Origin of the sequence: Oribacterium sp. WCC10 (assembly GCF_900113415.1) — a bacterium.
GTDB lineage: Bacteria > Bacillota > Clostridia > Lachnospirales > Lachnospiraceae > Oribacterium.
In genome coordinates, this window is the sequence record NZ_FOPH01000002.1 from 150,083 (window position 1) to 171,588 (window position 21,506).

Genomic DNA, 21,506 nt, shown 5'->3' on the forward strand with positions numbered 1-21,506 from the left:
ATAAGTGATTTATGACCTTTGATAAATATACTTTGAACAATGAAAAAAGTCTCAAATCATTCCATGAGGGATGATCTGAGACTTTGTACTGTTAATCTATTTCATCTGTCCAGTAATCTCTTGCAAGATCTATGAGGTTGCGCATGGGCTCTGAAAGATATTTGTCCTTACGGTATACTGCATATGCATTCATCACAGGATGAGTTTTCAGTTTAATGAGTTCTACATCCCCGGGAATTTCTACGTGGTGAGAGGCACCTATCAAAGCTGCACATTCATCGGCAGCAACCAGGGCAAGTTCATAGTTTATTCCTTCTGCGTCCATATAGATATCCGGTTCAAAACCAGCCTGTTCAAATATCTGTTCTGAAACGTAGCGTTCGGTGGAATCCTTGGGGCCGAGGAAGAATGGAACATCCTTGAACTTGTGAATGTCTATGACTTTGGTTCCGTCTTCTTCGACCTCAACTTCATTAACAAGAGGGTTGGAAGAAGCAATGGCTACAACCATCTCTACATGACTTAAGAATTCGTACTGAAGACGGTAGTTCTGCTTGTCGCCCATGAGGATGATTCCGAGATCGATGGTTCCGTTCTTTACCAGTTCCTGGGCTTTTAAACCCTTCATGATGTTAAGCTGAAGCTTAACTGTAGGGTTCTGTTTATGAAATTGACGGTATATGGAAGTCATCATATAATCAGCTTCGATACCGGCAGCACCTACAGCGATTTCTTCATTATGTAATTTGGCGATATCGGAGATGCGGGAATAGCAGTCCTTTTTCATTGCAATCATTTTACGGGCGGTATCTACGTATATCCTGCCGGCATCTGTGATGGCCCATTCATTGCCTCGTCTGTAGAACAGCTTGGTGCCAAGCTCTTTTTCGAGATTCAGAAGCTGAAGATTGAGGGCGGGCTGAGAAATAAAGAGTTTATCGGCCGCACGTGTGATATTTCGTTCTTCCGCGATACGGATGATGTTTTCAATACGTCGTAGATCCATGGATGACCTTCTTCCTGTAGATGTGTACAATTTATAAATAGTATATAAACTATTATAATTATTTACAATAGAAAGCCACAATGAGGCTAAAAAAATTAAATAACAAAGCAATTGACTCAATATCTTGACGGGTAAATGAGGACATGTTATAGTTTGCAGGTAAACAAGGGGCTAAGCCCTATTTTTTATGCACTAATTTCGTAGTCATGCGGAGTTAAGAATCATTGGAGGTGAACAGCCGTGCGCACAAAGATTATTTTAGCATGTACAGAATGTAAGCAGAGAAATTACTTCACGACTAAGGAAAAGAAGAACCATCCTGAGAGAATGGAAGTTCGTAAGTATTGCAGATTCTGTAAACAGCACACGCTTCATAAGGAGACAAAGTAATGGACGAGAAGAAGAGTTCCAGTATTCAGGGCTTCTTCAATGGTCTCAGGACGGAATTTAATAAAATTATATTCCCGAATAGACAGGACGTTATAAAGGAAACAACAGCGACTATCGTTGTAAGTTTACTTATAGGAGTTGTTATCGCAGTTCTTGATCTCATCATGAAGACGGGACTTGGCTTTATACTTAAGTAAAGGGGATATCGATGTCAGAGACAAATTCTGCAGCTCGTTGGTATGTAGCTCATACCTATTCAGGCTACGAGAACAAGGTTAAGATGGATCTTGAAAAAACTATCGAAAACCGTGGTCTTCAGGATCTTATTCTTGAAGTCAGCGTTCCAATGCAGCCGGTCATCGAAATGAAGAACGGCGTTGAAAAGAAGACTGATAAGAAAATGTTCCCGGGCTATGTTCTCGTAAACATGGTTATGAATCAGGAAACCTGGTACGTTGTGAGAAATACACGTGGCGTCACCGGTTTTGTTGGCCCAGGATCAGAGCCAACCCCTCTTTCAGAAGAGGAGATCTTAAACCTCGGATACAGAAAGTCAGAGGTTCTTATGGATTTCGCTATAGGAGATTCAGTATCTGTAACTTCCGGAGCATGGAAGGATACTGTTGGTGTTATCAGCGAGATCAACGATCAGAAGAAGACCGTTACTATCTCAGTAGAGATGTTCGGCAGAGAAACTCCGGTAGAGTTATCATACGGAGAAGTTCAAAAGCTTAGATAACAAAGTTTGGGAGGGTTAGCGACATTTTGTGGCTACCCCGCAATTACCACAAGGAGGTGCCTCAATGGCAAAGAAGGTAGAAGGTTACATCAAGTTACAGATTCCAGCTGGTAAAGCAACACCAGCTCCACCAGTAGGTCCTGCTCTTGGACAGCATGGTGTAAATATCGTTGCATTCACAAAGGAATTTAACGCAAGAACAGCTAACGAGGGAGACGTTATCATCCCTGTAGTTATCACTGTTTATGCAGATAGAAGTTTTAGCTTCATCACAAAGACTCCTCCAGCTGCAGTTCTTATCAAGAAGGCTTGCAAGCTTCAGAAGGCTTCTGGTGAGCCAAACAAGAACAAGGTTGCTACAATCAGTAAGGCTGATCTTCAGAAGATTGCAGAGACAAAGATGAAAGATCTTAATGCTGCATCACTTGAAGCTGCTATGTCTATGATCGCTGGAACATGCAGATCTATGGGCGTTGAAGTAGAGAAGTAATAGGGAGGTCAACTGATTATGAAAACAGGTAAGAGATATAATGCAGCAGCTCAGGGCGTTGACAGATCTGTAAAGTACAGTGCAGTAGACGCTATCGAGCTCGTAAAGAAGAATGCAACAGCAAAATTCGACGAGACCGTTGAACTTCACATCAGAACAGGTTGTGACTCACGTCACGCTGATCAGCAGGTTCGTGGTTCCGTTGTACTTCCTGCCGGCACAGGTAAGAAGGTTAGAATCCTCGTATTTGCAAAGGGCGCTAAGGCTGATGAAGCTCAGGCAGCTGGTGCAGATTTTGTAGGAGCAGAGGAGCTTGTTCCTAAGATCCAGGGTGGCTGGTTCGATTACGATGTAGTAATCGCTACACCAGACATGATGGGTGTTGTTGGACGTATCGGTCGTCTCCTCGGACCTAAGGGTCTCATGCCAAACCCTAAGACAGGTACTGTTACTATGGATGTTGCCAAGGCAATCGCTGATACTAAGGCCGGTAAGGTTGAGTATCGTCTTGACAAGGCTAACATTATTCACGTTCCTGTAGGTAAGGCTTCATTCGAGACAGAGAAGCTTCAGGAGAACCTTAACACACTCATGGCAGCTATTGTTAAGGCTAGACCTGCAACACTTAAGGGTCAGTACATGAAGTCAGCTACTTTGACATCTACAATGGGTCCTGGTGTTAAGATCGATACTGTACAGTTCGGTGCTTAAAAAATACATTTTAGCTATTGACAATCCGAATGACGGATGTTAATATACGCAACGTATTAACCCGAAGACAGCAGGTGGTGCCGTAAGGTACCGTAAGACAGAACGCCTGCCGAGGAAAGATACAAACTATTATGTTTGTTCAACCCCGTGTCTTTTGGCATGGGGTTTTCCTTTTAGAAAGGTTTATACGAAATCTTATAAGGAGGAAAAACCGTAAAATGGCAAAGGTTGAAATTAAACAGCCAATCGTTGACGAAATCAAGGCACTTTTTGATGGTGCTGTAGCCGTTACTGCCGTTGATTACCTCGGACTTACTGTTGAGCAGGATACAGATCTTCGTAAGCAGTTAAGAGAGGCTGGTGTTCAGTACAAGGTTTACAAGAACACTCTTATCAAGAGAGCAGCAGAGGGCACAGATTTTGCACAGCTTGATGACGTACTTGAGGGACCTACAGCTATTGCAGTATCTAAGGATGATCCTGCTGCAGCTGCTAGAATTATCGCTAAGTTTGCTAAGACTGCTCCTAAGCTTGAGCTTAAGGCAGCTGTTGCTGAAGGCAAGCTTTATGATAAGAACGAGGTTCAGACTCTTGCAGCTATCCCTTCAAGAGAAGAGCTTCTCGGAAGACTTTGTGGTTCTCTTCAGAGCCCAATCACAAACTTCGCACGCGTTATCAATCAGATTGCAGAGAAGAGCGAGCCAGCAGCTTGATTTTGAGCGTATGGCATCATGAGGCCGCATAGTGGTTTCATATCGTAATCGAAAGATTACAAAGCGCAATGTGAATTGCATGGTTTAAAACTAATAAATATTGATTAGTGCTTCGGGCACAAATTTCTAAATGGAGGAAATTAAAATGGCTAAGTTAACTACAGAAGAGTTTATCGCAGCTATCAAGGAGCTTTCTGTTGTAGAGCTTAATGACCTTGTAAAGGCTGTTGAGGAAGAGTTTGGCGTTTCTGCTGCTGCAGGCGTTGTTGTTGCAGGTGCAGCTGCTGGTGCAGCTCCAGCTGAGGAGAAGACTGAGTTCGACGTTGAGCTTACAGAGGTAGGCGCAGAGAAGATCAAGGTTATCAAGGTTGTTCGTGAGGCTACTGGTCTTGGACTTAAGGAAGCTAAGGAAGCTGTTGAGGCTGCTCCTAAGGTTCTTAAGGAGGCTGTTGCTAAGGCTGAGGCTGAGGATCTCAAGAAGAAGCTTGAGGAAGTTGGCGCTAAGGTTACTCTTAAGTAATTTAAAACCAATCTATATGAAGACGGATGAGAATTTACTCATCCGTTTTTTTTTACAAAAATTATCGATATATATTAGAATTGACTAATGTCTGTCAAGTAAAGATTAGTCGATTAGATGAATTAAACATTTGGAATTCAGATTTAAAAATAATTTTCATTTTTTTTACTTACTTAAGTCCTTAAATGATAAGAAATAATTGTATTCTCAATCTTGCGATGATAATATGAACAACGCAAGATTGACTAAATAATGACAAACAATAAATCAGTACAATTCTTAATATTTAATAAGCCTAAATAATTGGAAACTAAATATAGGACTGAGTACAGTGTCATTATCATTCAACAGAGAGGTAAATTTATGAAAAAGAGAAATCTTGGAAAGTCAGCTACAGCTGTAGTACTTGCAGGTACAATGGTTGCTGCATCACTTGCCGGCTGCGGATCAAAGCCTGCTGAGACTACTGCAGCTGCTACAGAGGCTGCTCAAACATCAGCGGTTGCTCAGGAAGCAGGAACGGCTGTTTCCGGTACTTTTGAAGGTACAGCCGTAGGAATGGGCGGAGAGAGCAATCCGGTAAAGGTTAGTCTTACTCTTACGGATGGTAAGATCTCAGATGTAAAAATCGAAGGCGCAGGTGAGACGGCAGGAATCGGAAGCAAGGCTATTGAAGAGTTTCCGGCACTTATGATTGCAGGAAATACAGTTCAGGTAGATGCTATTTCCGGTGCCACTATTACATCAAAGGCTATAGTTGAGGCTGCTACTGCAGCTCTTCTTGAGGCCGGACTTAAACCTGAAGATCTTGAATCAGTAGAAGTTGAGGCTGCTGCAGGACAGGCTGAAGATATGTCTATAGACACAGATGTTGTAGTTGTCGGAATGGGCGGAGCAGGTATGGCTGCAGCCATTACAGCAGCTGATGCAGGAAAGTCTGTAGTTATCCTTGAATCTCAGGCTATGGGTGGTGGAAACACTGTTCGTTCAACTGGTGGCCTTAATGCTGCACACACACCTGCTCAGGATGAGAATGAGTTCAAGCAGGCAGATGGCGTAGAGAAGACGCTTAAGGCAGCCAAAGAAAACTGGGCAGATAATGAAGTTATTCAGGAGCTTGCCGCTACTGTTCAGAAGCAATGGGATGAGTATCAGGCTTCACCAAGCGGATATTTTGATACAGTTGAACTTTTTGAACTTGACACTATGATTGGTGGTAAGGGAATCAACAATATTGATCTCGTTAAGACTCTTGCTGAGAATAGTGCAGATGCAGTGGTTTGGCTGAAGGAACATGATGCAGACCTCCCTTCAGTAGGAGCGTTTGGCGGTGCTTCCGTAAATCGTATCCACAGACCTGTAAATGCCGATGGGAAGACAACAGCAGTCGGAGCTTATATTGTTCCTGTTCTTACAAAGAATGTTGAGGACAGAGATGGAATTGAAGTTTATTACAACACAACAGCTAACAAGATCCTTATGGAGGATGGAAAGGCTGTAGGCGTTGTTGCAGAAGGTGAGACAGGCAATACTATTACAGTTAATGCTAAGGCTGTAGTACTTGCAACCGGTGGTTTTGGCGCTGATATGAACAGAGTTGTCAAGTATAGATCAGATCTTGAGGGATTTGTATCAACAAACGCAGCCGGTTCACTCGGACAGGGTATTGACATGGCAACAGCTGAGGATGTCAATGCTGATACCGTTGATCTTGATCAGATTCAGATTCATCCTACAGTAACGGTTGATGCCGATGGAAATGCTCATCTTATCACAGAGGGTGTTCGCGGTGATGGTGCTATCCTTGTTAGTATGGAAGGAAAGCGTTTCTTTGATGAAGTTTCAACAAGAGATAAGGTTTCTGCTGCTGAGATCGCTCAGACTGACGGATGTGCATGGCTGATCCTTGATCAGAAGATGCTTGATGCCTCAGCTGTTTGCACAGGATACTACAATTCAGGTTATGCTGTAAAGGGCGAGACATATGAAGAGCTTGCCAAGGCAATGGGTGTTCCTGAAGATGCATTTACAGAAACAATGGAAGGCTGGGCAAAGATTTGGGCTGACAAGTCAGATCCGGAGTTCGGACGTACATCTTTTGCAGATGATATTGACCTTTCAACAGCACCTTTCTATGCTATCAAGGTTTCTCCTGGAATTCATCACACAATGGGTGGTCTTAAGATTGACACAGCCGCAGAGGTTATCAATACAAATGGTGAGGTTATCCCAGGTCTGTATGCAGCTGGTGAGGTTACCGGAGGTGTTCACGGCGCTAACCGTCTCGGAGGAAATGCTGTAGCAGATATTATCGTATTCGGCAGAATAGCAGGTGAAAGTGCATCAGCTTACGTTGGATAAACGCAATCATAAGCTAAATACTTATTTTTTCTTGCTCCCGGTATGGTTTACCGGGAGTTAATTTTTTTCTTAAAATTGATGTTTTTGTTCAGAATTTATCTTCTTCCGAATTAATAAAAATGAAAGAAACTGTTCTTTGAAGCAAAAAATAAACAAAAAGAAAGCTTTTTGAAAGAAAAGAAAGCGATTTGTTTGTGCAAACTGTATAAGAGAATGCATTTATGTGGTAATAATGTGGCAAAACATATAACATGTGTCAATGATTGACTCTTAAGAATTCTTTAGAATAAAAATTTTTAATTCGGAAACATATTTGACTTTGATGATGGTGGAGTGTAATATACGTTCTTGTCTTAAACAGATTTGTTCGTTTTTGAAGATACTTATCTGATGGAGCGGACGCAGATAATCAGCCTGATACATATATTCAGATTTATTGTGGCTGATGTTTGATTTTTAGGAGGATTAAATTATGAAGAAGTTAGTTATGATGACTGCATCAGCAGGTCTTATCCTTGCACTTGCAGCTTGCGGTTCAACATCAACACCAGAGGTTACAACAGCTGCTGAGACAACAGTTGCAGCAGAGGAGACAACAGTTGCTGCTGAAGAGACAACAGTTGCAGCAGAGGAGACAACAGCTGCTGCTGAAGAGACAACAGCTGCAGCAGAGGAGACAACAGCCGCTGCAGAGGAGACAACAGTTGCAGCAGAGGATGGCGAGACACTTACAGGTACAGCTAAGGGCTTCGGCGGAGACGTTACTGTAACTCTTACAATGGATGGCGACAAGATCGTTGCAGCTACTATTGAGGGTAAGGATGAGACTCCTACAGTTGGTGGAGCAGCTTTCGAGGAGCTTGAGAAGCAGATTGTTGAGGCTGGTTCAGCTGATATCGATGGTGTTTCAGGTGCAACATTAACATCAACAGGTGTTAAGGATGCTGTAAAGGCAGCTCTTGCTAAGTAATTCATATATCAGATATTAATAGCATTTCATACCGGATTTAATTATTCATCTTAATGAAAGTGTGACAGGATTTCCCTTTCGGAGTATTTGTACAGACAGATATTCCGGGAGGGATTTTTGCATATTAAATAGGTAGTGTATAATCTTAATGATAATTTAGCTTGTTATGATGTGTTGAATTTGGCATCATAGAAGTACGTGATATTATGCTGAATGAGAATAGATTCTCGGAAATGATTAGCTGTTAATTGCCCGTGTGATTGAAAATGATTTTATGATAAATCATATATTCGGTATTTGTTGATAGATCATTTCGTAAGGTGAAATGTTACAGGGATACATTATCAATAGGGTGTCCGAACTGCATATGAGAGATATAAAATGAAAAAGGTTATTTCAGAGGAGGAATTTGTAATATGAAGAGATTAATATTGACATCAGCGGTTGTACTTGTGGCAGCATTAACAGCTTGTGGAGGAAATCAGGTTCCATCACCGGAAACAACTGCAGTGACTGAAACTGTGTCAGAGGCTGTGAATACTGAAACGGGCAATGCAGGTGAAAAGTCAGAAAAAAAGGAAGTAAGCGGCAGTGCAGAAGGATTCGGAGGCACAATCACCGTCAGTCTCGTAATGGAGGGGGATGATATAGTTGAAGCCTCCATCGAAGGTTATGATGAGACACCGGAGATAGGCGGTGCGGCTCTTACTGAGCTGGAAAAGCAGCTTGTAGAGAAAGATGGTTTCGACATAGATGGTGTATCAGGAGCTACGTTTACATCAGAGGGTGTCAGAAATGCAACCAAGGATGCATTGGGACTTTTCCTTACTGATATGAAAGAAAGCAACTCAGAAACAACAGAAGCAAAACAGTGATTGGATTTACGTGATATTATGGATCTTTTTGAATATATGGCAGAAAAAAATAAGGAGGATGATGCTCCTCTTGCATCCCGTATGCGTCCTGAGACACTTGAAGAAGTAGTGGGACAGGAACACATCGTGAGTCCCGGAAAGCTGCTTTATCGTGCCATCAAGGCCGATAAGCTTGGCTCTATTATATTCTACGGGCCCCCGGGAACGGGAAAGACCACCCTTGCAAAGGTTATTGCACATACAACCAGTGCGGATTTTGAGTCTGTCAATGCCACTGTTGCCGGAAAGAAAGATCTTGAGGATGTTGTTTCAAGAGCAAGACAGAATCAGGGCGGTTACGGTAGAAAAACAATACTGTTCGTAGATGAGATTCATCGATTTAACAAGGCTCAACAGGATTATCTTTTGCCTTATGTAGAAGACGGTACTGTAACTTTGATAGGAGCTACAACCGAAAATCCGTATTTTGAAGTCAACAGTGCTCTTATTTCACGTTCCAGAATCTTTGAATTGAGACCCCTGTCAGCGTCAAACATCGCATCTCTTATTGATAGGGCTCTTACTGATAGCAGAAAAGGAGTTGGTTCCTTTCGTGCATATATAGATGAGGATGCGAAAACATTTCTCTCAGAAACAGCCAATGGAGATGCCAGAGCGGCACTTAATGCGATAGAACTGGCGGTATTGACAACTGATAGAGATAATGATGGGCGTATACATATCACACTTCAGGTAGCGGCGGAATGCATACAGAAAAGAGCTGTGAGATATGATAAGGATGGTGACAATCACTACGACACCATATCTGCATTTATTAAGTCTATGCGAGGATCTGATCCTGATGCAGCAGTTTATTATCTTGCGAGAATGCTTAAGGCGGGTGAAGATATCAAATTCATAGCAAGACGTATTGTTATCTGTGCATCAGAGGATGTGGGTAATGCTGATCCTCAGGCACTTCTGGTAGCAACCAGTGCTTTTATTGCTATTGAGCGGGTCGGGATGCCGGAGGCACAGATTATTCTTTCTCAGGCATGTACCTATGTTGCATCGGCACCTAAGTCCAATGCATGTTGCGTAGCTGTTTTTGAAGCCATGAATGAAGTGGAGCGAACGGGAAGCCTTCCCATACCTCCCTATCTTCAGGATGCCCACTATAAGGCAAGTGCAGAGCTTGGGAGAGGAGTCGGCTATAAGTATCCTCATGATTATCCCGGAAACTGGGTGGAGCAGCAATATCTGCCGGATGCGATAAAAGACAGAGAGTTCTATCATTTTCAACATGAGCATAAGAGAGGTAATTGATTTGCCACATGATTGGCAACGTATGGCAGTTGTGATTGTCGAAGTGAATCTCTTTATAGGAAAATGTTTGTCTGGCGCAGAGTAATGTATGAAACTATAGCCATAATTTTTAAAGCTGACATTATATTTTTCGAAATAAATATTTGAAATTTTTAAATTATAGCAGTACGAAACTTAATAAAGAGTTAAGGTGAATGCAGTAGAAGTAAAAGTCCTTTAGTGCTATTTTAAATATCGCTTGATTTTAGATACATTTGAGGAGAGGAAAAATATGAAGAAACTTGCATATACAGCTATTGCATCCATGATGGTGCTTTCACTTGCTGCTTGTAGCGGAGCAAAGAAAGAGGAAACTACTGCGGCAGAAACCACTCGGGAGAATGCAACTCAGGAGGAAACTGCCCGGGATTCCGGATTGGGAGTTGGCGGTGACAGCAGTATTGCGGGTCCTGTTGATACTACCGATATGATGGATTTTCAGGCCACTGTTCAGAAGGTAGACGGAAATAATCTCACTGTGGAATATGAAGATGGAACCAGCGTTACTCTTGATACAAGTGAGGCTTTTATAAATCCTGCATGGGAACTTATGCCGGGTGATGAGATCGATATTTTCTATGAAGGCGAGGATACGGTTCCTGCAGCCGGAACCAAGGTTGCAGAGGTTGTTATGTCGGTCCCTTATGAGTATACCTCTGAAGAGTATTCATCAGAGCCTCAGGTTTATGGCGAGATTGTAAAGCTTGATGAAACCTCTATCACTATCCGTGAGGACGAGGGACTAAATACTGCAGACGGACCTAAGGATGGAGTTGAGTATACATTTAAGATTCCTTCTTATGCTACAACTATTGGGGAACCAAAGGTTGGAGATTACGCTCAGGCTCTTTATATCGGTAAGCTTGATTCTAAGGATGCTGTTTGTTATCGTATCTGCACTGAGGATATGATGGAGGATCCTGCATCTGATGTTTATGAGATCAAGGGAACGATAGCTCAGTTCAAGACAGGAGTTATCTACCTTAAGACGGATGATGGTGATGTGTTTGGATTTACTGTTAACGGAGACGATGATCTTGCTAAGCTCGCCCAGGAATCTACCGGAAAGAAAGTAAAGATAAGCTACACAGATTCTATCCGTATGAGAGTTTCGACCTGTAACGGAATCACAGTTATAGAGTAATATGTTGTAAATTAAAGAGCATGGATGTTCCGGTTGGAGTATCCATGCTCTTGTTGTTTAAATGGTTATAGTAAAGTTAATCGCTGATATCTGAATCCATAGTGATCTCAAGGGTATACTCCGGAAACGCTTTATGGACTTCGTTTTCTATTTCTTCGAATATTTTTTCTCTGTTTTTTATGGCAAAGTCAATGATGACATCGAAGTTTATGTTTTTTCTTGCTTCATCTACATAAAATCCATGCATTTGGAGAACATGATCCCGAGACATAACTATCTCTCTGGTTTTATGAAGCATAGCCTGAGTTTTGTCATCTTTGGTATTGGTTGAATATATACTGATGCCTTCAAGAATCACTTTATGCTCGTTGTAAACCTTATGCTGTATATCTCGCATAAGTCTGTCTATCTCCACCGCATTCATGGTGTCAGGAACTTCTATATGAACAGAACCCATATATGTGTCAGGACCGTATGCGTGAAGTATCAGATCATAAGCGCCCTGAATTTCGGGAAAACTGGCAACAGTCATCTTGATAGCCTTGCTGAAGGATGCTTCCACCCTTTCTCCGAGGATTTGGGAAATGGTATCCTTTAGGATATCAAAACCGGCTTTTATGATGATAACGGATATTACAGCACCTAACCATGCTTCGAGAGATAATCCTGTAAACATATAAATAACTGCAGCTACCAGAGTTGACGCAGAAATGATGGAATCCATAGTCGCATCGGATCCTGAAGCTATAAGTGAGTCGGATTTCACTTTTTCGCCTATTGATTTGACGTAGCGTCCCAGAATTATTTTGACCACTACACCTGCCGCCACGATAATGAGTGCTGTGGTGCTGTAATCAGCCGCTTCCGGGTGAATAATCTTTTTCATGGACTCTGTAAAAGATGTAACACCTGCATAGAGAACAATGACTGCTATGATTGTTGCACTGATATACTCTACCCGGCCATATCCCATAGGGTGTTTTTTGTCCGGCTGTTTTCCTGCTAGTTTCGTACCGACTATAGTGATGACAGAAGACATGGCATCTGACAGATTGTTTACTGCGTCAAGTACAATGGCAATAGAGTTGGACATTATCCCAACCATGGCTTTGAATGCAGCCAGAAAAATATTTGCAAATATTCCTATGATGCTGGTTCTGATGATCACAGCATCCCTGTTATAGTCTTTATTTAATTGTGCCATAAAACCTCCTGATGTTTTGAAATGTGAATAAAATGAACGCTAAAAACAGATACATGACTGCCTCTGTTTTTATGATGCAGGGTAGGATCTTGCATATAAAACAACGTTGTGCGGATGATGCTAAAGTATGAACCCATTGTACCTGCGTATGACGATTATATCATGTAAATTTAATTGCATACAATCATAATTCTTTTTGCATTAAATATAATAATAAAATGTTTCATGATGGCGAACTGGTATCAGATGCAAATAAAATAAACAGATTCTGTCAAGGACCAACGTGTATGTATTTTGACCCTTACTTTGCTATGTGATAAACTTGAAAGGTTCTTTAGAAGCCGACAGGGAAATTGTCAGGATGGCGGAAATTACTGCCATAAAAAGGAATTCGTTTGAACATGTAATCAGTTTTTTATATCATATGGGCTGAAATAGAACGTTATATATAGGAAGAGGATTTTTATGAGATGTGTAGTTCAGGTTGTACAGCACGCTTCGGTGACTGTAGATAATAATGTAATAGGAAAGATAGGAAAGGGATTCCTGATACTTCTTGGAGTTTCTGATACAGATACTGAAGAAACAGCAGATAGAATGGTTAAGAAGATATGCAGCCTTCGTATCTTTCCGGATGAAAACGGAAAGACCAACTGCTCACTTTCGGATGTAGGCGGATCTGTGCTTGTTGTAAGCCAGTTTACATTATATGCAAATTGCAAAAAGGGCAATCGCCCCAGCTTTACAGATGCAGGTGCACCGGATAAGGCAGATGCCCTTTACAGGTATTTTACAGAAAAGTGCAGAGAATTTGTTCCTATAGTTGAGCATGGTGAGTTTGGTGCAGATATGAAAGTGGAGCTACTCAATGATGGCCCGTTTACACTTATGCTTGACTCAAAGCAGCTCTTCAATGAGTAGTTAATGGGATTCAACAGGTGAGACTAAATAATACAAGGAAAAGCTGTATTGTATCGTCGTTTACTTAAACTGGTTGAGCTCCGGATTGTAATGAAAATCAATGGCTTCAAGTGACTTTAGGATGGATATCTTGTCGACATCAAGAGAGTCGCAAAGTCTGTCGAAAGAGTCATAGTTATCGCGAAGCTGTGTGTTTATATAGCTCATAAGCATGAAAGGATCTTTTGGAAGTGACATGATTGCCTCCTGTTTTACCGGGTGATGAGACTATAGTCGCCGAAGTATCAGACTATGATAGTCTTCACTCATTGTAAGCCTTGCGGAAATTTTGTCAAATAAAATAGTTATAAAGCTTTATCGGGAAACTAACCTGTTTTTTGACTTGTTTGTCTACGGTAACCGGATCTGATTTCTTGTCTAAACAACAGCAAGATACTATAATGAATCTAGCTTTTTGCATTTTTGAATATTGAAAAGATTTTACTTCCGAAGGGAGACAAACTATGAGAGACGATAATTGCATTTTCTGCAAGCTTGCTAATGGAGATATTCCTACAACGACACTTTATGAGGATGAAAAATACAGAGTGATATTTGATGCAAGTCCGGCATCAAAGGGCCATGTGCTTATCATTCCAAAGGAGCACTATGAGGATCTTACGGAGCTTCCTGATGAGATTGCTGCCGGAGTTATGCCTCTTGCCAGGAAGATCGGAACAGCCATGAAGCAGGCTATAGGTGCAAAGGGATTCAATGTGGTTCAGAACAACGGTGAGGCTGCAGGACAGACAGTTCATCATTTTCATACTCATATTATTCCAAGATACGGTAATGATGAGATGATTTTATGGAAACCCGGAACAACAGATGCAGAAGAGCTTAAGAAGACTTGTGAGAGTCTGAAGCAGGCTCTTTAAGAAGGAGAAAGTAATGATAGGAAAAGTGGTGCTGACGGGCGGTGGAACAGCCGGACATGTTACTGCCAATATAGCGCTTTTGCCGCAGATGAGACGTGATGGATATGAAGTATATTATATCGGCTCTTATGAAGGCATAGAAAAGAAGATGATGGAGAGCGAGGGCGTGCCATATACAGGTATAGCTACCGGTAAACTCAGACGCTATTTTGACATTAAGAATTTCTCGGATCCTCTGAGGGTTATAAAGGGGTACAGAGAGGCACGTAAAGCGCTTAAGGAGATAAATCCTGATATAGTATTCAGTAAGGGAGGATTTGTGGCGGTTCCTGTTGTATGGGCGGCCCATAGTCTTCATATACCTGTAGTAACCCATGAATCCGATATGACGCCTGGACTTGCCAACAGACTTTGCCTCGGTGCGGCAGATAAGATATGTTGTAATTTCCCGGAGACACTTAAGGCTTTGCCTGAGGGAAAGGCTGTTCTTACGGGTTCTCCTATAAGAGAAAGACTTCTCATGGGAACACGTGAAGAAGGCCTGGAGATGACCGGCTTTGATGGAAAGAAACCGGTACTCATGATCATCGGTGGTTCTCTTGGCTCTGTGGCCATCAACACTGCGGTCAGGAAACTTCTTCCCAGACTTCTTGAAGAGTTTGACGTTGTTCATGTCTGCGGTAAGGGTAATCTGGATGATTCGCTTCAGGATACAAAGGGCTATAGGCAGTATGAATTTATCACCAACGGTTTACGCAATCTGTATGCTATTGCGGATCTTGTTATTTCAAGAGCGGGTGCTAATGTTATTTGCGAGCTTGTGGCGCTGAAAAAGCCTAATATCCTTATTCCGCTGCCGCGTGATGCAAGCAGGGGAGATCAGATACTTAATGCCGAGTCCTTTAAAAAGCAGGGCTTCAGTTATGTTCTGGATCAGCATGAGATGGAGAAAGATATAGAACTGCTTTATGATGCTGTTCATGAGGTGCATCTCAGGAAATCAGGATACATTATCGCTATGCAGAATTCTGATCAGGGTAATGGTGTTGATCACGTAATTCAGGTGCTTAGAGATGTGGCGAAAGCGCATCAGGAAGAATAAGATTTCTGCAGTGTCTATTTAATTGGCATAACGTTTTTTGATTTGCCGGACTTTATTCTGGTTTAGAAGCCTTGAAAGGTTAGTGATTTATCGGTTTGGGTGAATTGAAGATATTATACTGGGAGCTGCAGGATTGTAGTAGGCAGTTTGACTTAATATTTATGGAAGGTATCTCCGTACTGAGAAAGTATTCATGCGGAGCCGATAGTAAAACAGGGAGGTTAACATGATTGGAATTATAGGAGCAATGGATGAAGAGGTTGAGAAGCTCAAGGCTTCTATCTCTGATGCCAGCACAGAGGAACATAACGGACTTACATTTGTTACAGGAAAGCTTGACGGAAAAGACGTAACAGTGGTTCGTTCCGGTATAGGCAAGGTTAATGCAGGAGCATGTACGGCGATCCTTATTGATCGTTACAATGTGGACTATGTGATAAACACAGGTATAGCCGGTTCACTGGATGCGCATATCGATATCGGCGACATAGTCCTTTCTGAGGATGCTGTTCAGTATGATATGGATGCTACGAATTTCGGTTACCAGCTTGGAGAGATTCCGAGAGTGGGAACTATGGCGTTTAAGGCGGATGACAAGCTCATAGCGTACGCCGAGGAAGAGAATAGAAAGGTTAATTCGGACATACATACATTTATTGGACGTGTGTGCAGCGGTGATAAGTTTGTTTCCGACAACGAAAGTAAGGAATGGATAATTAAGCATTTTCAGGGAAGATGCTGCGAGATGGAGGGAGCTGCCATAGCTCAGGTAGCATGGCAGAATAAGGTGCCGTTCATCATCATTCGTGCTATTTCAGATAAGGCCGATGATTCTGCGCATATGGATTATCCGACATTTGAGAAAAAGGCGATTGAACATTGCGCAAAACTTACACGGGCTCTTGTGGGAAGGCTGTAAGCTGTATATAGTTTTATTTTATATGTGTATATGCAGATTTTTTTGATAAAGAATTTCTGCGACGAAGCTAAAGTACAAAACATCCCGGTATAAGGGTGGCTCATTGACCATCCTTTATACCGGGATGTTTTGTACTTACTCTTCAATGACTTCTATACGAAGATAATCAAAATTGATTGGTTCCATAAAGGAGTCTGATCTGAAGCATGTTACAGACTTTCGTTGAAATTCCCGTATATTTGGCTGAAGCCATATGGGAACGGCAAGATCCATATACTCGCAGATTTCCTTAAGAGCCGTAAGAACTCTGTCTGTGCGGGACTTGGAGTAGTCTTCCTGCCTTGAAACACAATCTTTGACCATCCGGCCATCCCTGTATAGAGTTCCGTTCATTCTAAACATAAACCTTCATCCTCCGCAATTCTGCTTAAAAGTAGATAGTGACGAAAGAATGACTTTTCATTTCACTAACCTAAAAAGTGATGATAATTATACTACATAAAATATTGAACGAATGCAACAGGCCTGTGTTCGGATAAATGTCAGGAAGGAAGAAAATGATGTTCCACTTGAACGGGATTTCTTGTAAAATAGTATTAAAAAAAGAAGAAAAATTCTGTTTGTTAATAGATAATTCACAAAATGTATCTATCATTATATTTGCCGAAAACAATAATCAGGAGGCGTAAGGATGGGAATGGAGATAGAGAATCCCCAGTCATTTTTGGACGAGGCTAAGAAGGCCGTTGCTGAGTATCAGGATGTGGTTGCACAGCTTTCAAAGATGAAAGATATGGAGAAGACTACAGCATCAGCATTGGACAAAGCCCGTAAGGAAATTCAGGATAAGATTGAGAAAACCCTGAAGCAGCGAAGTGATGATCTGACAGCCACATATGACAAGCAGATCAGTCAGGTGGAAGTGAGGCTGAAAAAGAAACAGGCTGAAAGGGATAAAGCAAAGAAAGAGGGGGTAAAGGGCCGCATAAAGAATGAAACAGAACCGAGACGTATAGAAAACAAGGAACTCAGAAGACAGATAGCGGCAGTTATGAAAAAGGACAATGCTCCTGCGTTTTACAGCACGGATGTGTTCTATACGCTGTTTCATCCGTCGGGGCTTGGTGAGCTTATGACATTTCTTATGGTCTTTATCATTATTTTTGCATTACTTCCTTTTGGGGTGTATTTCCTGATACCTGACCATAAATTCTGGTATTTGTTTGTAATCTATCTGGTGGATATACTCATCTTTGGCGGAATCTATGTTTGCATCATGAATATCTCCGGAAGACATGCTGATGCGATACGTCAGGGGCGCGATATTAAAAACCGGATAAAGACCAACAGGAAGATCATCAGTAAAATGGAAAAAACCATCAGAAAAGATTCTTCTGAGGCTGGTTACAATCTCGAGGCTTTTGATGATGAAATTGCCAAGATGCAGCAGGAGAGAAGTGACATAATAAGCCAGAAGCAGAGCGCACAGAATACATTTGATACAGTTACAAGGAATATCATCATTGATGAGATTGAGACTGCTTCAAAGCCGAGGATTGATGAACTGTCACAGGCCTTCACGAGTGCGATGAATCAGAGATCCGGACTTGAGACCAGGGAAAGAGAACTGGCATTGAATCTTACAAAGACTTATGAACAGTATCTTGGTAAGGCGCATATGAATGCTGAAGATATAGACAGGATAAAGGCTCTTATGGCAAATCAGGAGGCATCTTCGGTTATTGATGCGGTTACCAGGCTCGATCATCCTTCACAGGATACCACGGCAGCCGGATAAAAAATATATATAAAGTAAGAAGGGACTATTGTGCCTGAATAAGATTTCGGTCTTATTCAGATACGATGGTCCCTTCTTTTTGAGGAGGTGAGTTCTGCGGAAAAAGCCTCTGTATGATGTAAGAGCTGAGAAAAGTCTTGTGGTGTAGAAAAAACTGATCAGAATGTAATAAAAAAGCGGCCACGAAGGGCCGCAAATAGTATTACTTAAGCTCTATAAAGTTGAATTTGTCATTGGCTTCTTTGAGAATACGTTTCTCACGTGTATGACAAGTGAAAAGGAGTACCTGACCCTTATGGATGTTCATGATGAAGTGAAGCGCGGAACTCAATCGCTGCTCGTCGTACATGGCAAATGAATCATCAAAGATGAGTGGCAAACGGTCTTTTTCAACAGTACCGTCAAAATTGGCTTTGTTATTTTGCATGAGGCGGGAAGCGGCAAGGCGAAGTGCCAGATAAATCTGATCCATGGTACCACTTGAAACATCCTCTATAGGAACCAGTTTAGTCGGTGTATTCATAAAGATATCAAGATTCTGATCTATCCACATAGAGTCATATACGCCGCCTGTTATGCCGGAAATGAGATCTCCAGCTTCCTTGTTCAGATAATGCCCGAAACTCATCTTAATGCTGTTTTCGAGCTCAGTCATCGTTTCATATGCAAGATTGATGGCGTCGATTTCTTCTGTGATGGAGTCATTCTCACTTATAGTGCGCTTCAGCATTTCTGCACGGTTTTTGACATTGATCAGATGCTGGAGTTTGCCTTCGAGCTCCGTCTGCTTTTCGTTCTGCTTTTGGAGCTCAACGTCATATTTTCTTTCGTTGTCGTTGAGCCCCTGTATCTTGCGGGTCAATGCATCTAGCTGCTCTCTGTTGCCGTCAAGCTCTCTGTTGACCTTTTGAAGTTCGTCCATATGAGTTCTGAAGCTGTTCACGGCCGTTTCACTTATGTCTGAAGAACCGATATGCCTTGTGAGAAGATCTGTAAGGTCTTTAGTGGATTCTGCAAGTTTCTTTCTACAGGAAATGTTATTGTGAATAAACAGGCATCCAAGCATAAAACACAACACTGTCAGGAAAGTGAATGCGGCAACCGGCATGGTTGCTCCCAGAACAGAATTTTTTACAAACCCGGTGATTACGGGGAACTTTTCCGGGACGAGATTGAGTTTTGCGGCAAATGCAGGAGATCCTGCTGCGGCAAACAGTATATCAAGGATCAGAGACAGCAAAGCACCGGTGAAAAGAACTGCCGGGAGAAGGAGCTTCTTTGGGTTTTTCTGCTGTGTGGATTCTTCCAGATAAACATCATAAAGATGATTTACGGAATCCAGAGTGTTCAGAATCTCTTCTTCGTCATTAAGGCCGGACTGCTGTAATGTGGTTTCCTGAGCCGCTACTTTCTGGAGAAGTTCCTCTTTTTGGGTCTGAAGGTCTACCTGTTCGGTTCTGGCCTCTGTCCGGAGGTTCTGGTACTTCCTGAGATGATTCTCGTACTCCGGTTGCTGGATCTCTCTTTCTATGTTTCTGACCTCACCCACAAGCTGAGCATAAGTCTTTGCTGCATCCGGAACTATCTTTGCTGCAAGACGATTCTTCTGCTTGTCAAGGAGCATAAGCGCGCTGGAACTGTCCAAAGACATATCGCCCGTTGAATTTAAGTTTCTGATGCAGGATTTCAGCTCGTTTATCATACCTCTGCTGGTCGCACTTCTGAGCTGTCCTATGGATACGGTGTTTTCAAAGGCTGTTTCGGAAATGCCGTCCAGCATTTCATTGAGCCAGAGCTCCGGCTCCTTTATATCTTTTCTGTCTGTTTCATTACGTACAGATATTGTATTTTGGTTGAAATCTCTTTGAATGAGATATATCTTTCCTTCATGTTCTAAGCGGAGATAACCGCTATAGTCATCAGGATATTCCCAGGACTGGTACTTCTTTGAAAGCATTCTCCCGGATCGTCTTCCCAGACCATACAGCATGGCCTGCAGGAATGAATGGAGAGTGGACTTTCCGGCTTCGTTGTGACCGTATATGATATTCATACCATCACTGAGATGTAAGTCAAAATTGTGAAATTTACCGAATCCATCTATATGGATATCAATAAAACGCATGATTAGTTACCACCCTTCTGTGATTTAAGCAAGGCATTGATTCCGTAGTACAATGCCTTCTTTTCTACATAACTCATATCATCCGGATCATCGCGTAAAAGCTTGCGGATATAGAAGCCTATGATGTCGGATGGATGTTCTTTGTAGATTGCTGCAAAATCATATTGTGGCTCTGAATCATCATGAATGGAAACGATCCTGTATTTGTTCATGAGAGGGGAAAGGCTGAAGTGAACATCGGGATTATGCTTTCCTGTAATCCGTATCATATAAATGTTGTGCTCGCCTTTTGCTTTGATTTCCTTCTCGACATGTGTCACAAGTACTTCGTTTGATGTTTTGTCTGTTACACTGAATTCCAATGGAATGTAGGAGACTCTTGCCGCATCCATGAATGTCAGACGCTGAACTTTGTGAGTTATTGGGTTGATGTCACCGAAGTAGAATCCGTGAGGACCGGTTTCTGTCATGTCCAGCGGTTCAGGTGAACCTGAGTAAATAACTCTTCGTTCAACTATCTCAACCGGTTTATGGAGATATCCCAAAGCTACGTAGTCGAAAGGAAGCTTTGACAGTGTTTCTACATCAACCGGCATGTGATCATTATCTCCGCCGTGAGCCAAAAGTATATGGATATGGCCGTCGTTTTCCGGTTGGATGGTGTCGATGACGGTTTCTCTCAGTTCACGGGAGTGATATGAGAAACCGTATATTTTTGTATTGATATCATCGAAATAAATCTCCTCGGGCTTATCGCTCAGAATCCATGTAACATTGGCACTCCAATTGAAACTCAACAATGCCGAGTTTGGACTTATGCGGTCATTTGCACCGGAAATAATCACGATATGTGTGGATGGTATGGAGCTGAAAAGATAGTTAAGTTCCTGAAGATCTTTGTTCATCGGCTGGCGGTGAAAAAGATTTCCGGAAATGAATAAACAGTCCACGCTGAAATCACGACACTTTTCGATGATTTTTCTAAAAGTTGTCTTGATATCATTCGCACGATCCTTGCCCCATGGCTGATTGGAATCAGGTACCATACCCCAGTTTATATCTGCTGTGTGTATAAAACGCATTTAATGCTCCTGACAGTGATACATCCGTTTGTACCACGAAAATAAAAAAATATTCTGAGAATATTTTAGCTTAAAAATAATAAATAAAAAAGTCTTTGTTAAGTAAACATAAAAACAGGGGATGGTTCTCATCGTCACTCTGGAAGAGTGACGATGGGGAACCATCCCCATGAAG

Annotated in this window: 23 protein-coding genes and 1 other annotated feature; of the genes, 17 read left to right on the forward strand and 6 right to left on the reverse strand. The window is 42.0% G+C overall.

The annotated features are described in order from the left end of the window. Positions 1-91: 91 nt before the first annotated feature. A complete protein-coding gene (locus tag BM294_RS01980) occupies positions 92-1,006 on the reverse strand; it encodes a LysR family transcriptional regulator (protein ID WP_091204387.1) in 915 nt (304 codons plus the stop codon). Positions 1,007-1,246: 240 nt separating this feature from the next. Here BM294_RS01980 and rpmG point away from each other — a divergent pair, with 240 nt between their 5' ends. From rpmG to BM294_RS15780, 12 genes are all read left to right on the forward strand, one after another. Continuing rightward, positions 1,247-1,396, forward strand: coding sequence for a 50S ribosomal protein L33 (gene rpmG / locus BM294_RS01985; RefSeq protein WP_036606748.1), 150 nt, complete (start codon positions 1,247-1,249; stop codon positions 1,394-1,396). Next, positions 1,396-1,593: a preprotein translocase subunit SecE gene (gene secE / locus BM294_RS01990; protein WP_091204388.1), complete on the forward strand. Its 198-nt coding sequence runs from the start codon at positions 1,396-1,398 to the stop codon at positions 1,591-1,593. Before rpmG ends, secE begins: the two co-directional genes overlap by 1 nt. A gap of 11 nt (positions 1,594-1,604) precedes the next feature. Beyond that, on the forward strand, positions 1,605-2,135 hold the full coding sequence (gene nusG / locus BM294_RS01995; protein ID WP_091204390.1) for a transcription termination/antitermination protein NusG: 531 nt from the start codon (positions 1,605-1,607) through the stop codon (positions 2,133-2,135). 64 nt (positions 2,136-2,199) lie between these two features. Then, the gene (gene rplK, locus BM294_RS02000; protein ID WP_036606756.1) at positions 2,200-2,625 is read left to right on the forward strand and encodes a 50S ribosomal protein L11; all 426 of its coding nucleotides are present in this window, start codon (positions 2,200-2,202) and stop codon (positions 2,623-2,625) included. Positions 2,626-2,643: 18 nt separating this feature from the next. After that, a complete protein-coding gene (gene rplA, locus BM294_RS02005; protein WP_091204391.1) occupies positions 2,644-3,336 on the forward strand; it encodes a 50S ribosomal protein L1 in 693 nt (230 codons plus the stop codon). Positions 3,337-3,379: 43 nt separating this feature from the next. Further along, positions 3,380-3,516 (forward strand) — a sequence feature (ribosomal protein L10 leader region). A 38-nt stretch (positions 3,517-3,554) separates the two neighbouring features. Continuing rightward, entirely contained in the window at positions 3,555-4,049 is a 495-nt protein-coding gene (gene rplJ, locus BM294_RS02010) for a 50S ribosomal protein L10 (protein ID WP_091204393.1), read from the forward strand. Positions 4,050-4,194: 145 nt separating this feature from the next. Beyond that, positions 4,195-4,569 carry a 50S ribosomal protein L7/L12 gene (gene rplL / locus BM294_RS02015; protein ID WP_091204395.1) on the forward strand — a complete coding sequence of 125 codons (375 nt, stop codon included), beginning with the start codon at positions 4,195-4,197 and terminating at the stop codon, positions 4,567-4,569. 363 nt (positions 4,570-4,932) lie between these two features. Then, entirely contained in the window at positions 4,933-6,930 is a 1,998-nt protein-coding gene (locus BM294_RS02020; protein WP_091204396.1) for a flavocytochrome c, read from the forward strand. Between the two features lie 472 nt (positions 6,931-7,402). Next, positions 7,403-7,900 (forward strand): FMN-binding protein, encoded by a 498-nt coding sequence (locus BM294_RS02025; protein WP_091204398.1) that lies wholly within the window; start codon positions 7,403-7,405, stop codon positions 7,898-7,900. Between the two features lie 416 nt (positions 7,901-8,316). Next, a complete protein-coding gene (locus tag BM294_RS02030) occupies positions 8,317-8,775 on the forward strand; it encodes an FMN-binding protein (RefSeq protein WP_091204399.1) in 459 nt (152 codons plus the stop codon). Between the two features lie 18 nt (positions 8,776-8,793). After that, positions 8,794-10,080 (forward strand): replication-associated recombination protein A, encoded by a 1,287-nt coding sequence (locus tag BM294_RS02035; RefSeq protein ID WP_091204610.1) that lies wholly within the window; start codon positions 8,794-8,796, stop codon positions 10,078-10,080. A 271-nt stretch (positions 10,081-10,351) separates the two neighbouring features. Then, entirely contained in the window at positions 10,352-11,263 is a 912-nt protein-coding gene (locus BM294_RS15780) for a hypothetical protein (protein ID WP_091204400.1), read from the forward strand. Positions 11,264-11,339: 76 nt separating this feature from the next. On the opposite strand, the gene BM294_RS02045 is transcribed toward BM294_RS15780, so the two are convergent. Further along, positions 11,340-12,467 (reverse strand): cation diffusion facilitator family transporter, encoded by a 1,128-nt coding sequence (locus tag BM294_RS02045; protein ID WP_091204402.1) that lies wholly within the window; start codon positions 12,465-12,467, stop codon positions 11,340-11,342. A 465-nt stretch (positions 12,468-12,932) separates the two neighbouring features. Between BM294_RS02045 and dtd the strand changes: the two genes are divergently transcribed. After that, entirely contained in the window at positions 12,933-13,388 is a 456-nt protein-coding gene (gene dtd, locus BM294_RS02050) for a D-aminoacyl-tRNA deacylase (RefSeq protein WP_091204403.1), read from the forward strand. A gap of 60 nt (positions 13,389-13,448) precedes the next feature. Here the strand turns inward: dtd and BM294_RS02055 are convergent, their stop codons facing one another. Continuing rightward, positions 13,449-13,625 (reverse strand): DUF4250 domain-containing protein, encoded by a 177-nt coding sequence (locus BM294_RS02055; RefSeq protein WP_091204405.1) that lies wholly within the window; start codon positions 13,623-13,625, stop codon positions 13,449-13,451. Positions 13,626-13,891: 266 nt separating this feature from the next. Between BM294_RS02055 and BM294_RS02060 the strand changes: the two genes are divergently transcribed. The 3 genes from BM294_RS02060 to BM294_RS02070 all read left to right on the forward strand — a co-directional run bounded on the left by BM294_RS02060 (position 13,892) and on the right by BM294_RS02070 (position 16,326). Then, positions 13,892-14,305, forward strand: coding sequence for an HIT family protein (locus tag BM294_RS02060; protein WP_091204406.1), 414 nt, complete (start codon positions 13,892-13,894; stop codon positions 14,303-14,305). Positions 14,306-14,321: 16 nt separating this feature from the next. Then, positions 14,322-15,407 carry an undecaprenyldiphospho-muramoylpentapeptide beta-N-acetylglucosaminyltransferase gene (locus BM294_RS02065; RefSeq protein WP_091204613.1) on the forward strand — a complete coding sequence of 362 codons (1,086 nt, stop codon included), beginning with the start codon at positions 14,322-14,324 and terminating at the stop codon, positions 15,405-15,407. Between the two features lie 226 nt (positions 15,408-15,633). Then, positions 15,634-16,326: a 5'-methylthioadenosine/adenosylhomocysteine nucleosidase gene (locus BM294_RS02070; RefSeq protein ID WP_091204408.1), complete on the forward strand. Its 693-nt coding sequence runs from the start codon at positions 15,634-15,636 to the stop codon at positions 16,324-16,326. 135 nt (positions 16,327-16,461) lie between these two features. Here the strand turns inward: BM294_RS02070 and BM294_RS02075 are convergent, their stop codons facing one another. Beyond that, complete coding sequence (locus tag BM294_RS02075; RefSeq protein ID WP_091204410.1) at positions 16,462-16,728, reverse strand: hypothetical protein; 267 nt, start codon at positions 16,726-16,728, stop codon at positions 16,462-16,464. Positions 16,729-17,017: 289 nt separating this feature from the next. On the opposite strand from BM294_RS02075, the gene BM294_RS02080 reads away from it, so the two are divergent. Continuing rightward, positions 17,018-18,124: a hypothetical protein gene (locus BM294_RS02080; RefSeq protein WP_091204411.1), complete on the forward strand. Its 1,107-nt coding sequence runs from the start codon at positions 17,018-17,020 to the stop codon at positions 18,122-18,124. A gap of 202 nt (positions 18,125-18,326) precedes the next feature. Here the strand turns inward: BM294_RS02080 and BM294_RS02085 are convergent, their stop codons facing one another. Together BM294_RS02085 and BM294_RS02090 are read right to left on the reverse strand one after the other, a co-directional pair. Beyond that, entirely contained in the window at positions 18,327-20,249 is a 1,923-nt protein-coding gene (locus tag BM294_RS02085) for an ATP-binding protein (protein WP_091204413.1), read from the reverse strand. 2 nt (positions 20,250-20,251) lie between these two features. Further along, positions 20,252-21,331, reverse strand: coding sequence for a metallophosphoesterase family protein (locus tag BM294_RS02090; protein ID WP_091204414.1), 1,080 nt, complete (start codon positions 21,329-21,331; stop codon positions 20,252-20,254). Positions 21,332-21,506: the final 175 nt, after the last annotated feature.